This window comes from Solidesulfovibrio carbinoliphilus subsp. oakridgensis (genome assembly GCF_000177215.2).
Taxonomy (GTDB): Bacteria; Desulfobacterota; Desulfovibrionia; order Desulfovibrionales; family Desulfovibrionaceae; genus Solidesulfovibrio; species Solidesulfovibrio carbinoliphilus.
On sequence record NZ_CM001368.1, the window covers coordinates 736,640 to 749,239 of the forward strand.

Sequence of the window (12,600 nt, forward strand, 5' to 3'; positions counted from 1 at the left end):
CCTCCCTTGTCACGGAGTTGCCACCTCCCGATGGCGCGTTCGTCATCGGGACCTGCCAGTTTTTCCGGGTCGAAGGGGGCGGGTGGCGCACACTGTCCCATTTTGCGACGTCAAGAGGTTTCATGAAACATACCACCAAGATGGCAGCAGTGAACCTGGATTTTTTCTACGGAACGTTCAGGGCCCTGGAAGGCATCGATCTCACGATACCGGAAAATCAGGTGACGGCCCTGATCGGGCCGTCGGGTTGCGGCAAGTCCACGTTTTTGCGGTGTCTCAACCGCATGAACGACCTCATCCCGGGCGTGCGGACCACGGGCGACGTGCTGCTCGACGGCGCCAGGATCAATACTCCGGCCCTGGACGTGGTGGAACTGCGCCGCAAGGTGGGCATGGTTTTTCAAAAGCCCAACCCCTTTCCCAAAAGCGTTTTCGAGAACGTGGCCTATGGCCTTAGGGTCAACGGGATGCGCGATAAGGATTATATTTCCAGCCAGGTGGAAAAGAGCCTGATTGCGGCCGGACTCTTCGACGAGGTCAGGGAGCGGCTGCACGATTCCGCCTTGGGCCTTTCCGGCGGCCAGCAGCAGCGGCTTTGCATCGCCCGGACCGTGGCCCTGGAGCCGGAAGTGGTGCTCATGGACGAGCCGGCTTCGGCGCTTGATCCCATCGCCACCCAGAAGATCGAGGAGCTGATCGCCAAGCTCAAGCGCAGCTACACCATCGTCATCGTCACCCACAGCATGCAGCAGGCCGCCCGCGTCTCGGACCAGACCGCCTTTTTCTACATGGGCAGGCTCGTCGAGGTCGGGCCCACCGAGGCCGTGTTCACCCGCCCGGCCAAGCAGCAGACCGAAGACTACGTGACCGGTCGTTTCGGCTAGGGGGCGGCGGCCGCGTCGCCGCATCGTACGGAAACAGCTGACGCGCCGGCCGGCGGCACAGGGCACTGGCCCGCCGTGCCGGTCGCGTTTTTTTTCGGCCAACAACACCCCGCCGGGGTGCCGGGAGCGCAGCAATGGAAACCAGATCGCATTTTCACGCCGAGTTGGACGCCCTCAAACAGCGGGTCATCGGATTGTCGGAACGGGTTGAGGCCTCCCGGCAGGGAGCCCTGGCCGCCTACCTGCGCCACGACCTGGACGTGGCCCGCCAGGTGATCGAGGCCGACAAGGACATCAACCGGGAGACCTGCGACATCGACGAGGCCTGTCTGCGCCTGCTCGCCCTGGAACAGCCGGTCGCCCTCGACCTGCGGCGCATCGTGGGCTACGCTCGCATGGTGATCAACCTGGAACGGTTGGCCGACGAGGCCGTGTCCGTGGCCGAGGGGGCCCTCACCGGCGTGGGGCTGCCCGGGGCCTGCGACCAGGCTCTTGGCGACCTGGCCGAGCATGCGGGGCGGATGTACAATCTGGCGGCCCATGCCTTTGCCGCCGACGACCTGGACGGGGCCATGGAAGTCTGCCGGCTCGACGAAAAGGCCCGGGAACTGGCCGTGGCCGCCATGCGGTGCATCACCGAGGCCCTGTCCCAGTGCCAGGCCGCGCCCGAGGCGTCGGTGCGGGCCATCCTCGCCGCTCGCAGCTTCGAGCGCATGGGCGGACATGCCGCCAATATCGGGGAGATCCTCGTCTTCATCCTCCGGGGCGTGATGCTCAGCCAGCAGTGCCAGCCCAGATAGAACGGGAGAGCGCATGGACGCACGTACGCCCACCTGTCGCCGCATCCTGGAAATGTCCGCAGGCGAAACGCCCCCGGACCACGCCCTGCATCTGCGCCTGGCCGACACCCGGGTGACCGTGCGCTCCAATTCGGCGGAACTCCTTCAGGATCTCGACGTCCATTACCGGGAATTTCCCGGCGATGGCGGCGAGGCGGACCTCCTTGTCACGGTCGTGGAGACAGGTCCCCTTGTCCCGGATCTTCCTTTTGTGCCGTGGACCGGGGAAGACGACGCGGCCAAAGAGGAGTTCGCGGACCTGCCGGACGGCCGGATCGTGCGCAAGCGGCGCACCGGCCTGCTCCTGGTCTTCGGTTCGGCCGGCCATTTCGTGCTCGGGCCCTGCCGGCGGCACCTGGACCAGGTGATAAACGCCATCAACGCCCGGTTCGCCGACCGGCAGTTCCGGGCCGGGGCCGCCCTTTTCCATGCCGCCGCCGTCTGCCTGGGGGAATCGGCCGTGGCCGTGGCCGGCTTTGCCGGGGCGGGCAAGTCGACCCTGGCCCTGGAGGTCATGCGCCATGGGGCGTCGTTCGTGTCGAACGACCGCCTGCTGGTCGGCCCCGACCCCGGCTCCGGACCGGGAGGGCTGATAGCCACCGGCATCCCCCGGATGCCCCGGGTCAATCCGGGAACGCTCCTGCATAACGACCGTCTGGGCGCCGTATTGACCGAAGAGGAACGGGCGGCCTATGCCGGGCTCCCGCCCCGGGTTTTGTGGAGCCTGGAGCGCAAATACGACATTCCCATCCGCGACTGTTTCGGGCCGGGCCGGTTCCGGTTGCGGGCCGGGCTTGCCGCCCTGGTGGTCCTGTGCTGGCGGCCGGGAGGCGGGGAAGCGCGCGCCGCCTGGACGGACATCGCGAGCCGGCCCGACCTCCTGCCGGCCTTCATGAAGGACCGGGGCGTCATTTTCGAAGAGGGGCCGCGGCGGGCCGAAGCGGCCGACTACCTGTCGCTGCTCGGCCGGTGTCCGGTCCTGGTGCTGGATGGAGGGGTGGATTTCGGGCATGCCGCCGCCGTATGCCTGGACGTGCTTGGCGCTTCGTGCCCGGGAAAATCCCCGGAAGGACGCGCCTGAGGCGCGACGTGCTTTTTTTGCAACCGATCCGCGACAAAGGACTGCCTGTGCCGGACACGAAATCCCTGCCGCGCGTGACCATAAGCCGCACCGTCACGCTGCCGGACCCGACCCGGGCGGCCCTGTACCGCCGGGCCCCGGAATTTGGCCCCAAGCTCCTTTTTTTCAGCGGCGGCACGGCCCTTCGCCACCTGAGCGAGACCCTCATCGACTATACCTCCAACTCCATCCATCTCATCACACCCTTTGATTCCGGCGGCTCCTCGGCCGTGTTGCGCAAGGCCTTTGCCATGCCGGCCGTGGGCGACATCCGAAACCGCATCATGGCCCTGGCCGACCGTTCCATCACCGGCAACCCGGCCGTGTTCGACCTTTTTGCCTACCGCCTGCCCAAGGACGCCACACAGGAGGAACTGGCGGTCCGTTTCGGCCGCATGATCACAGGCGAGGACCCGCTCGTGCGGCGCATCCCCGATCCCATGCGCAAGATCATCCGCACCCACCTGCACTTCTTCGAGCAGCGTCGGCCTCCGTCCTTCGACCTGCGGGGCGCGAGCATCGGCAACTGCATCCTGACCGGCGGCTATTTCAACTACAACCGCATGCTCGATCCCGTCATCTACCTCTTCATGCAGCTCGTGGAGGCCAGAGGCGTGGTGCGCCCCATCGTCACGGCCGACCTGCACCTGGCCTGCCAGTTGGAAAACGGCCGCGTCCTTCTCGGCCAGCATCTCATGACCGGCAAGGAAGCCGCCCCCATCGACGCCCCCATCGCCAAGCTTTGGCTGGTCGCGGACCTCGACGATCCCACGCCGGCCACCGTGCGCATCCGGGAAAAGACCGAAACCCTCATCCGCAAGGCCGATGTCATCTGCTATCCCTACGGCAGTTTCTATTCGAGCCTGCTCGCCAACCTCCTGCCCCAGGGGGTGGGTGACGCCGTGGCCGCCACGGACTGCCCCAAGGTCTACATCCCCAACCTCGGCCACGACCCGGAACAGCGGGGCCTGACCGTGGCCGGACAGACGGCCAGGCTTCTTGGCGCCCTGGAAGGTGGCTGCGTCAAGGCCTGCCGCCGCGACGACCTGCTTCGTTTCGTCTTGGTCGACAGCAAAAAAGGCCGGTACGAAAACCCGCTCGATCTTCCCGGCATACGGCGGCTTGGCGTCCAGGTCCTGGACGTGTCCCTGGCCCGGGACGACAATCCCGATCAGGCTGACAGCCGTAAGGTGGCCGAACTGCTGCTTTCCCTGACCTGAGCGGGGTGCCGTCGGGTCCAGGCGTTCCCGGGACGGTGCCGCCCCGTTTCCCGGCCCGCAATCCCTGATCGCGGAGATGCAGGGGGAGCAGGCTGGCAGTGGCCGGCCCGCTTTCTGCCTATTCGATCTTCCAGCGACCGGTTGGAGGGGGTTGGCCGGGGCGGCCGGATGGAAGGCCTGTGCCCGGGACGAACCGCGGAGCACGGAGAATGTTGGGAAGGCCGGAAGCGGTGTGGACGGGGCGGCTTGTGCCGTCGGGGCGGTACGGGCCGCCGGTCAGGCAAAGGCGTGGCCGAGCGGGCTATTTCGTCATGGCCCGGGTCCGCACGAAAGCGCCGAGCTTCCTGTCTTCCGTGGCGATGTGGCTGACAAACCAGTCGTTTAAAAAGGCCAGGATGTCGCTGAGCATGACAGACGTCACCACGCCGAATTCGTTTTCTATTTCAAAGAAAATGACGTGGTTGATGAAAAGCTCGTGCTGTTGTTTGTGACTTTCCAGATCAGGATAGCAAATATCGAGCATCAGTTCGCATTCCAGGTCGAAATGGCCATGCAAGTATTCGCGTAGAAAACGGAGGGCATCGATGGCGACAGTAGGATCCTGGCTGTCCTTATTGGCTTCCAGTTCATTGATGAGTCCGACGATGGCCTGATGCTGTTCGTCAATCTCCTGGATGCCGATGGACAAGGATGGATTCCATGCGATCATGCGCTACTCCCTTCGATGGTGCGGCGGCAGCCGGGCCGTGTCCGGGGGTGTCGGACAGCACGTTCATTTTATTGCTCTATCATGACAGGGAACCGACGCAAGTCAAGAATCTTCCTGCGGTTGTGACGGTGCTGCCAGGACGAAACGGCCGCCGTGGCACAGGGACAAGCCGGACCGAACCGACGGCATTACCCGGGGAATGATTCAAGGAAGAGGCTTTCCCTGGCCGTTCGGTTTGGGCTATGTTCGCTCGCGTCACCTGCTTTTGTTGCAACACCAACCCGGAGCCGCGCATGCGCTTTCGATCCCCTGTTCTCGTTCTCCTGGCCCTCACCCTGTTCGTGCCCGCCTGCCAGACGGCCTCTTCCCGGCCCCGAACCGAACCCGTGGCCGCGTCCGGACCGGCCACGCCGGCCTCGCCCCTTGCCGGGTCACGCCAGCTCGTCCTGGTCGTGGCCGAGAGTTTTAACGACAACCAGGCCCGGCTGCGGCGTTTCGAGCGGGGCGGGGACGGGGCCTGGCGGCCTGTGGGCGACGATGTGGCCGTGACCATCGGCAAAAACGGCATGGCCTGGGGGCGGGGCCTGCAGGGGCCGCCGCCGGCCGAGGGTCCGGTCAAAATCGAGGGCGACGGCCGGTCGCCGGCCGGGGTCTTCGCCTTTGGCACCGCCTTTGCCTACCAGCCGCAAGACCTGTGGACCACGCCGAAAATGCCGGTCCATCGGGTGACGGACCAGACGGTGTGCGTGGAGACGATCAACTCCGCGTCCTACAACCGGATCCTGGATGAGAATACGGCCGCGACGAAGGATTGGACCTCGCCGGACCGGATGCTGCGGCCCGACGGGCTGTACCGTTTCGGCCTCATGGTGGACTACAACGCCCCGGACACCGTGCCGGGCGCGGGATCGTGCATCTTTTTCCACCTGTGGCGGCGGCCGGGCGCGCCGACCGTCGGCTGCACGGCCATGAACGAGCCGGCCATCCTGGCCGTGCTCGCCTGGATGGACGCCTCGAAAAAGCCGATCCTGGTCCAGCTGCCGCGCCCGGAACTCAAGCGTCTGGCCGCCCGCTGGGGCGCGCCCGAGCTGTTGGCCTCGACGGTCAGGGACTAGCCCACCGGTCGGCCACTCTTTCCAGGGGTCTGGTACGGCGCGGTCGCACCGGACCCCGCAACATGGGGAAAGGACCGGATGCAGTGCCTGCCTGCGGAAAAAGCGTGGGGACGGACGGGGGCATCATGTCCCGGGCCGGGAGCGGTCGCCGGAGGCGTCCCGCAGAGCGGGGAAGCGTGCCGAGGGCCGCGAGGAAACACTGAAAGGGGTGGCCGACCCATGGGCGGACCGCCGGGGGCCTTGGGGCACTGTTCCGGCCGGCGACGGGGAACGCGGGCTTGGCGGCCGGCCTAGGCCGGTTCCGGTTCCTTGCCCTGCTTTTTGAGGGAGAAATTGAGGAGCTTTTGGGCTTCGACAAAGGAAGGGGCGAGGCGAAGGGCCAGCCGGGAGGCTTTTTCGGCCTTTTCCCATCGCTGCCAGTCCAGATAAACCCGGCCCAGGTTGAAATACAGGTTCGGATCGGACTTGGCGTATTCCACGGCCCGCATGAAATATTTTTCCGCGATCTCGTACTTGTGGAGTTTTCTGAGCACGATGCCGATGCGGTTGTAGTGGCGGATCTGGTCCGGAGAGAGGCCGATGGCCTCGTCGAGGAAGGTGAAGGCCTCTTCGAAGAGTTCGCCGCCGATGAAAAGCTCGGCGATCCGGGCCCGCAGGTCGGAATCGTGGGGAAATTCCCGGGCGAGTTTCTCAAGCAGGATGCGGGCTTCGTCGAAACGCTTGGTCTCGATGAGGAGCTTGCCCTCGGCCAGCCCCTTCTCGATGCGCTGCTCCTTGTCCGCGATGAGATCCTTGGCTTCTTCCACGGCCGTGGCCTGCAGTTCGCTGAGAACCCCCATGAGGGTTTCGACCAGTTCCCGCTCGCTGCCGGGCGTGTAGTTGAGGATCAGCGGATAGATCTTGCGGAGGTTGCGATCGCCGTTGAGGAGGAGCACCGCGTCGGTGATGAGCTTGGTGAACTCCTCCTTCTCCGACTTCATGAGCTGGGTGCGCATGACCGCGCCGATGGCCTCGTACAGGGCCGACACGGCGGGCAGGGGCTTGGCCTGCTTGAGAAATGTCCCGACCTTGTTGATCTGGGAGCGGGCCTTGGTCAGTTCGGCTGACATGCATCCCCGGCGCGTCGGCGCCCTGGTTATCGGCCCGTCTCCCGGCGCGCCTCACGCGGGATCGGAGGCGGAAACGGGTGGCCTATTTGCCTGTCTCCCGGCGCACCAGGGTGCGGAAACGGGAGAAAAAAGACCGGCTGTCATGGGGGCCCGGCGCCGCCTCCGGATGGTACTGGATGGCGATGACGGGTTTTTTCTTGTGCGCGAAACCTTCGAGCGTGCCGTCGTTCAAGTTCACGTGCGTCAACTCTACGTCGGACAGGCTTTCGATGTCCACGCAAAAACCGTGGTTTTGCGAGGAAATTTCGATGCGTCCGGTCTCCAGATCCTTGACGGGATGGTTTAGGCCATGGTGCCCGAACTTGAGCTTGAACGTCTTCCCGCCAAGGGCCAATCCCAGGAGCTGGTGTCCGAGGCAGATGCCGGCCAGCGGGTATTGGTCGGCCAGAAGGGCGGTGGTGTGGATCAGATCGGTCAGCGCGGCCGGGTCGCCGGGGCCGGGCGACAGGAAAATGGCATCCGGGTCCAGGCGCTTGGCCTCTTCGGCCGTGGTGGTGTAGGGAACCATCAGGATGTCGAAGCCCTGGGCGGACAAAAGCCGCATGATGTTCCACTTGATGCCCATGTCGTAGACGAGCACCTTGGGGCCGGGGCCCGGCCAGGCATAGCGGCCGTCCACGATCTTGGCCGGCTTGATCCCGTTTTCGGTCCAGACGAAGGGCGCGTCGCAGGTCACCTGGTCGGCTAGGCCAAGGCCTTCCATGGTCGGCAGGCCCTTGGCCGCTTCCACGATTCTGCGGGGATCGGACACGTCTGTCGCGATGTAGCCGCGCATGGCGCCGTGCAGGCGCAGGTGGCGGGTGAGGGCCCGGGTGTCGATGCCCTCGATGCCGGTTATGCCCTGGCGCGTCAGGTAGTCCGGCAGGGTCATGGTGGAACGCCAGTTGGAGGGTTCTTTGCAGCACTCCTTGACGATGAACCCGGCCACGCGGATCTTGGCCGATTCCACGTCCTCGGGGTTGATGCCGTAATTGCCCACGTGCGGATAGGTCATGCACACCATCTGTCCGGTATAGGACGGATCGGTGAGCACTTCCTGGTAGCCGGTCATGCCGGTGTTGAAGATCACTTCGCCCCCGGCGCTGCCCTCGCCGGTAAATGTGTGACCGTGAAAGAGGGTGCCGTCTTCGAGGGCCAGGATGGCTTTCATGCATGTCTCCGAAAGTAGGGTGCGGTGGCCGCCGAACGCGGCCGCAGGCACGGTATATCGGAACGGGGCCGGCGTAAAGGCCGGACGCGCTCCCGGGTTGCGCTCAATTAAGGCCTCTTGCCGCAGCGCGCAAGCCCCAGTTCCATCAAGCGGGCGATGAGGTCCGGGAAGCTCAGCCCGGCGGCCTGGGCCGACTTGGGGAGCAGGCTCGTCCGGGTCATGCCCGGCAGGGTGTTGACCTCGAGGAGCATGGGGCCCGACTCCGTATGGATGAAATCCGCCCGGCTGTAGCCGGAAAGCCCGAGCGCCTTGTGGGCGGCCAGGCTTATTCGTCCGAGTTCGGCCACCAGGGTATCAGGCACCGGGGCCGGGCAGATCTCCTCGGCCGCGTCGAGTTCGTACTTGCTGGCATAGTCGAAAAATTCCCCGGCCTTGGGCCGGATGAGGATCGGGGGCAGGGCCTCGTCGCCAAGGACGGCGCAGGTCAGTTCCGGGCCGGCCAGGCCTTCCTCGACCAGCGCCGTGTCGCCCGAGGCAAAGGCCCGGGCCAGGGCTTCTGGCAGATCGGCCGGATCGCGGACCAGGGTCATGGACACGCTCGAACCGCCGCTGGTGGGTTTCACGAACCACGGCGGCCCGAAATCCGGCACGAATCCGTCGCCCGGCGGCGTCGGCAGGAAGGCGGACCGGGGCGTGGCCAGGCCGGCCTGCCGGAAGAGCTGCTTGGAGGCCGCCTTGTTGAGCGCCAGAAACGAGCCGGCCGGGCCACTTCCCTGGTAGGGCACGCCCGCGGTGTCGAGCAGGGCCTGGGGCAGGCCGTCCTCGCCCGGGGCCCCGTGGAGGTTTAAAAACGCGAAATCGCAGGCTTGGGCCGCTGCGACGAAACCCGGAAAGTCGTGGGACAGGTCAAAGGGCACGACCTTGTGGCCAAGGGCGAGAAGGGCCTTTTCGATCTGGGCCGCGCCGGACAGGGACACCTCGCGTTCACTCGACCAGCCCCCCGCAACCAAAAGTACTTTCATGGATGTTCATGCCCAGGGTTTCGGCCAGGGCGCGCTCAATCGCCTCGGCCTGGTGGAAGGATTCGCGGATGCGCTCGCGGATGAATTCGGTCTTGCCATAGCGCACGAGCAGGTCGTCGAACCGGGTCTCCAGGGTGACGATCTGGTTGTGCTTGACCCGCTTGTCGCTGTAAATGAGCGCGAGCGGCAGGAAATCGGCCCGCAGATCCAGGGCCTTGGGCCAGGAGACGTGGCAGACCACGCCCTGGGCCAGGGCCGGATTGCCGGTCAGTTCCTGGACCCAGGCCCCGCCGAGCTGGCAGTGGTTGCCGCCGTGGCGGATGGTGTAGGTCTTGGCCAAGTCGTGGAGCAGGGCCGCGGCCCGCACCTCGGCCACGTTGACCGTCAGCCCGGCCCGGGCCGCCGCCTCGGCCAGGGCCGTGGCCAGGCAAGCCACCAGCTCGCTGTGCTCGCGGACGTTTGGCAGCATGTCGAAGGCGTCCCACAGGCGGCGGCATTCGTCGTCTGTCGGCACGAAGGACACGTGCGGCGCCCCGGTTGGCGGACCGGGCGGTTCCGTGGGCAGGGGCCGGGACGTGGTGTCTGTGTCGTGGGTCTGTTCGGACATGGAAAAAACGCCGGTTGCCGGACGGGAAAAGGACGCTTCGTCCCCGGCAGCTGCCCTGATAGCAACCCCTCGGGAAAAAGCAATGGCCGACGTGGGGCGTAAGCCCTGTTCGGTCCGGGATGACCATGAAAAAATTCCTCGTGCGCTATGAAACCAAAATATTTAAGGACCGCGAAGGGACCGAGGTGGTCTCCGCTTCGGGCAAAGGCCAGGCCATGCTGGCGGCCCAGGCCCGCGTCCACCCGGACGCGCGGCCGGACGAACCCTATTTCCACTTCGAGCCCCTGACCATCCGCCGCCTGGAGGCTGACGGGCCGGACACCTACGAGGTCGTCTACCGTACCAAGGTGGAGACGGAACTCTCCGGCGAGATCGAGGTGGCGGCCGAAGACGCGGACAAGGCGGCGGGCAAGGCCCGGTTCGCCGTCCACCAGGAACTCATTCCGCCAAAAGCCTTCAAGGCCCTGGCGGTGACCGAACTCGGGGACGCTTGAAAGCCGGCCCGGACCGGGCGGGCTTTTGACAAGCCCGGTCGGGATGCGCATATTCCCCCGAACGCGACGGGCCTTTTGCCCGCTGTCCAGCCCCCCTTGCCGGAGGAACCTATGTGCCTTGCCGTTCCCATGGAAATCACCGCCCTTGCCGATAAGACCGCCGACGTCACCATCGGCGGCGTCACCCGGCAGGTCCGCCTGGACCTGATCGACGCGGCCCCGGCCATCGGAGACTTCGTCATTGTCCACGCCGGCTTCGCCATCCGCCGCCTCGACCGCGACGATGCCCTGGAAACCATCAAACTTTTCCAGGAAGGCCTGAACCTTGAACTCCTTTGACGCCTTCAAGGACCCGGCCCTGTGCCGGGTCCTGCTTGCGCGGCTGACGGCCGAGGCCACCGAACCCTTCCGGTTCATGGAAGTCTGCGGCACCCACACGGTGGCCATCTTCCAGTCGGGACTTCGAAGCCTCCTGCCCGGGACCATCACCCACGTGACCGGCCCGGGCTGCCCGGTCTGCGTCACCCACGAGTCGGAAGTGGCCGCCTTTCTGGACTTGGCCGGCCGCGACGACGTGATCCTGGCCACCTTTGGCGACCTCATGCGCGTGCCCGGCCCCAAGGGCAGAAACCTCAAGACCGCGCAAGCCGACGGGGCCCGGGTCGAGGTCGTCTACTCGCCCGTGGACGCGCTGACCGTGGCCGCGGCCAATCCCGGCCAGACGGTCGTCTTTCTCGGCGTCGGCTTCGAGACCACGGCCCCGGCCGTGGCCGCCACCATCCGGTTGGCCAGGGAGCGCAACCTCAAAAACTTCCGGGTTTTAAGCTTCCACAAGCTCGTGCCGCCGGCCTTGGCCGCTCTCCTGGACGATCCGGACATCAACGTGGACGCCTTTGTCCTGCCGGGCCACGTCTCGGCCATCATCGGCGCGACCCCCTACCGGTTTGTGGCCGAAAAATACCGGGTCCCGGCCGTGATCACCGGATTCGAGCCCGTGGACATCCTGTCGGCCCTTCTCGACATCGTGGCCATGCGCCGGGAGGGCAGGCCCGCCGTGCACAACACCTACACCCGGGTGGTGGCCGAGGACGGCAACCCCGTGGCCCGGGCCGTCATGGACGAGGTTTTTGTCCCGGCCGACGCCCTGTGGCGGGGCCTTGGCAAAATTTCGGCCAGCGGACTTTCCATCCGCGACGAATTCGCCGACTTCGACGCCATGCGCCTGCCCGGGGTGGAGCTTCGGGAAACGCCGGTCCTGGCCGGCTGCCGCTGCGGCGAGGTCCTCAAGGGCAAGATGGCCCCGGACCAGTGTCCGCTCTTCGACAAGGCCTGCACCCCGGCCACGCCCGTCGGGCCGTGCATGGTCTCCACCGAAGGCGGCTGCGCCGCGTACCACAAGTACCGGCTGGAGTTGTAGGGGGAAGAAAAGATGCCTCCGGCGGCCGGGAGGGGTCACCCCCTCCCGGACCCACCCGGCAAGGGGTCCGGGGCGGAGTCCCGGTTCTTCCCGCATAAGGAGCCTGCCATGTCCATGGCCGAGGAGATCGAGACCAAATTCGCCGTGGAGGCCTTCGAACCCGTGCGCGAGGCGCTGGTGCGGGCCGGGGCCGAGCGGCTGTCCCGGCGGTTCGAGGAAAACGTGGTGCTCGACACGCCGGACGGGGACCTGCGCCATCGGGATGTTCTTTTGCGCCTGCGGCGAGACGCCTCGGCCCGGGTGACGCTCAAGCTCCCGGCCCCTGCCCCGGAGGGCCAGGGCCTGAAGGTCCGCCAGGAAATCGAGACCGAGGTGGCCGACCCGGACGCCTTGCAGGCCGTTTTTTTCCACCTCGGCTACCGGCCGTTTCTGCGCTACGAAAAGGTCCGGGAAACCTGGCGGCTTGGCCGGACGCTCGTTTGCCTCGACCAACTGCCCTTCGGCCTTTACCTCGAAATCGAAGGCCCGGCCGATGCCATCCCCGGCGTGGCCGCGCGCCTTGGCCTCGCCATGGACGCGGCCCTGGCCGACACCTACCACGCCCTGTACCGGCGCCATCTGGCCGCCTGCCACCTGCCGCCCGCCGACAGCTTCGTGTTCGACGCCGACACCCGTCTGGCCCTGCTCGCCGACCTGTCCGCATCCTGAACGAAGTATTAACGATTGCGGCCTTTTCCGCTCGCGGTTGTCACTGGCCGCGTTTTTTCGTACCCCTTGTCATGGAGTGCAAGGCGGCCGGTTCCCATGCCGGAACCCCGCCCCCTCGACAGGTGGAAATGGCGACTTATATAAGC

Annotated in this window: 14 protein-coding genes; 9 read left to right on the forward strand and 5 right to left on the reverse strand. The window is 66.1% G+C overall.

Going from position 1 to position 12,600, the window contains the following annotated elements; genetic code table 11:
- Positions 1–122: 122 nt before the first annotated feature.
- The 4 genes from pstB (at position 123) to DFW101_RS03245 (ending at position 4,063) form a co-directional block, all read left to right on the forward strand.
- Positions 123–884, forward strand: a complete 762-nt coding sequence (gene pstB / locus DFW101_RS03230; protein ID WP_009180097.1) for a phosphate ABC transporter ATP-binding protein PstB — start codon at positions 123–125, stop codon at positions 882–884.
- A 134-nt stretch (positions 885–1,018) separates the two neighbouring features.
- Positions 1,019–1,684: a phosphate signaling complex protein PhoU gene (phoU, locus tag DFW101_RS03235; protein WP_009180098.1), complete on the forward strand. Its 666-nt coding sequence runs from the start codon at positions 1,019–1,021 to the stop codon at positions 1,682–1,684.
- Positions 1,685–1,697: 13 nt separating this feature from the next.
- Complete coding sequence (locus tag DFW101_RS03240) at positions 1,698–2,804, forward strand: HprK-related kinase B (protein ID WP_009180099.1); 1,107 nt, start codon at positions 1,698–1,700, stop codon at positions 2,802–2,804.
- Between the two features lie 47 nt (positions 2,805–2,851).
- A complete protein-coding gene (locus DFW101_RS03245; RefSeq protein ID WP_050805049.1) occupies positions 2,852–4,063 on the forward strand; it encodes a GAK system CofD-like protein in 1,212 nt (403 codons plus the stop codon).
- Between the two features lie 301 nt (positions 4,064–4,364).
- Here the strand turns inward: DFW101_RS03245 and DFW101_RS03250 are convergent, their stop codons facing one another.
- Positions 4,365–4,772, reverse strand: a complete 408-nt coding sequence (locus tag DFW101_RS03250) for a bacteriohemerythrin (RefSeq protein ID WP_009180101.1) — start codon at positions 4,770–4,772, stop codon at positions 4,365–4,367.
- Positions 4,773–5,065: 293 nt separating this feature from the next.
- Between DFW101_RS03250 and DFW101_RS03255 the strand changes: the two genes are divergently transcribed.
- On the forward strand, positions 5,066–5,887 hold the full coding sequence (locus tag DFW101_RS03255; protein ID WP_009180102.1) for a L,D-transpeptidase family protein: 822 nt from the start codon (positions 5,066–5,068) through the stop codon (positions 5,885–5,887).
- 290 nt (positions 5,888–6,177) lie between these two features.
- Here DFW101_RS03255 and DFW101_RS03260 read toward each other — a convergent pair whose 3' ends face one another.
- The 4 genes from DFW101_RS03260 to DFW101_RS03275 all read right to left on the reverse strand — a co-directional run bounded on the left by DFW101_RS03260 (position 6,178) and on the right by DFW101_RS03275 (position 9,835).
- Positions 6,178–6,996 (reverse strand): tetratricopeptide repeat protein, encoded by an 819-nt coding sequence (locus DFW101_RS03260; RefSeq protein WP_009180103.1) that lies wholly within the window; start codon positions 6,994–6,996, stop codon positions 6,178–6,180.
- 82 nt (positions 6,997–7,078) lie between these two features.
- Positions 7,079–8,206, reverse strand: a complete 1,128-nt coding sequence (carA, locus tag DFW101_RS03265; protein WP_009180104.1) for a glutamine-hydrolyzing carbamoyl-phosphate synthase small subunit — start codon at positions 8,204–8,206, stop codon at positions 7,079–7,081.
- A 107-nt stretch (positions 8,207–8,313) separates the two neighbouring features.
- Positions 8,314–9,228 (reverse strand): D-alanine--D-alanine ligase family protein, encoded by a 915-nt coding sequence (locus tag DFW101_RS03270; protein ID WP_009180105.1) that lies wholly within the window; start codon positions 9,226–9,228, stop codon positions 8,314–8,316.
- The gene (locus tag DFW101_RS03275; protein ID WP_009180106.1) at positions 9,191–9,835 is read right to left on the reverse strand and encodes an HDIG domain-containing metalloprotein; all 645 of its coding nucleotides are present in this window, start codon (positions 9,833–9,835) and stop codon (positions 9,191–9,193) included. The genes DFW101_RS03270 and DFW101_RS03275 overlap by 38 nt, the downstream gene beginning before the upstream one ends.
- A gap of 125 nt (positions 9,836–9,960) precedes the next feature.
- On the opposite strand from DFW101_RS03275, the gene DFW101_RS03280 reads away from it, so the two are divergent.
- The 4 genes from DFW101_RS03280 to DFW101_RS03295 all read left to right on the forward strand — a co-directional run bounded on the left by DFW101_RS03280 (position 9,961) and on the right by DFW101_RS03295 (position 12,454).
- Positions 9,961–10,329: a hypothetical protein gene (locus tag DFW101_RS03280; RefSeq protein ID WP_009180107.1), complete on the forward strand. Its 369-nt coding sequence runs from the start codon at positions 9,961–9,963 to the stop codon at positions 10,327–10,329.
- Positions 10,330–10,440: 111 nt separating this feature from the next.
- Entirely contained in the window at positions 10,441–10,668 is a 228-nt protein-coding gene (locus DFW101_RS03285; protein WP_009180108.1) for a HypC/HybG/HupF family hydrogenase formation chaperone, read from the forward strand.
- The gene (gene hypD / locus DFW101_RS03290; protein WP_009180109.1) at positions 10,655–11,746 is read left to right on the forward strand and encodes a hydrogenase formation protein HypD; all 1,092 of its coding nucleotides are present in this window, start codon (positions 10,655–10,657) and stop codon (positions 11,744–11,746) included. Before DFW101_RS03285 ends, hypD begins: the two co-directional genes overlap by 14 nt.
- Before the next feature lie 108 nt (positions 11,747–11,854).
- Positions 11,855–12,454, forward strand: coding sequence for a class IV adenylate cyclase (locus DFW101_RS03295; RefSeq protein WP_009180110.1), 600 nt, complete (start codon positions 11,855–11,857; stop codon positions 12,452–12,454).
- The last annotated feature ends 146 nt before the right edge of the window (positions 12,455–12,600 follow it).

Coding starts and splice junctions, on each gene's coding strand:
- pstB (WP_009180097.1), top strand. CDS start 123: ATGAAACATACCACCAAGATGGCAGCAGTGAACCTGGATTTTTTCTAC.
- phoU (WP_009180098.1), top strand. CDS start 1,019: ATGGAAACCAGATCGCATTTTCACGCCGAGTTGGACGCCCTCAAACAG.
- DFW101_RS03240 (WP_009180099.1), top strand. CDS start 1,698: ATGGACGCACGTACGCCCACCTGTCGCCGCATCCTGGAAATGTCCGCA.
- DFW101_RS03250 (WP_009180101.1), bottom strand. CDS start 4,772: ATGATCGCATGGAATCCATCCTTGTCCATCGGCATCCAGGAGATTGAC.
- DFW101_RS03255 (WP_009180102.1), top strand. CDS start 5,066: ATGCGCTTTCGATCCCCTGTTCTCGTTCTCCTGGCCCTCACCCTGTTC.
- DFW101_RS03260 (WP_009180103.1), bottom strand. CDS start 6,996: ATGTCAGCCGAACTGACCAAGGCCCGCTCCCAGATCAACAAGGTCGGG.
- carA (WP_009180104.1), bottom strand. CDS start 8,206: ATGAAAGCCATCCTGGCCCTCGAAGACGGCACCCTCTTTCACGGTCAC.
- DFW101_RS03270 (WP_009180105.1), bottom strand. CDS start 9,228: ATGAAAGTACTTTTGGTTGCGGGGGGCTGGTCGAGTGAACGCGAGGTG.
- DFW101_RS03275 (WP_009180106.1), bottom strand. CDS start 9,835: ATGTCCGAACAGACCCACGACACAGACACCACGTCCCGGCCCCTGCCC.
- DFW101_RS03280 (WP_009180107.1), top strand. CDS start 9,961: ATGAAAAAATTCCTCGTGCGCTATGAAACCAAAATATTTAAGGACCGC.
- DFW101_RS03285 (WP_009180108.1), top strand. CDS start 10,441: ATGTGCCTTGCCGTTCCCATGGAAATCACCGCCCTTGCCGATAAGACC.
- DFW101_RS03295 (WP_009180110.1), top strand. CDS start 11,855: ATGTCCATGGCCGAGGAGATCGAGACCAAATTCGCCGTGGAGGCCTTC.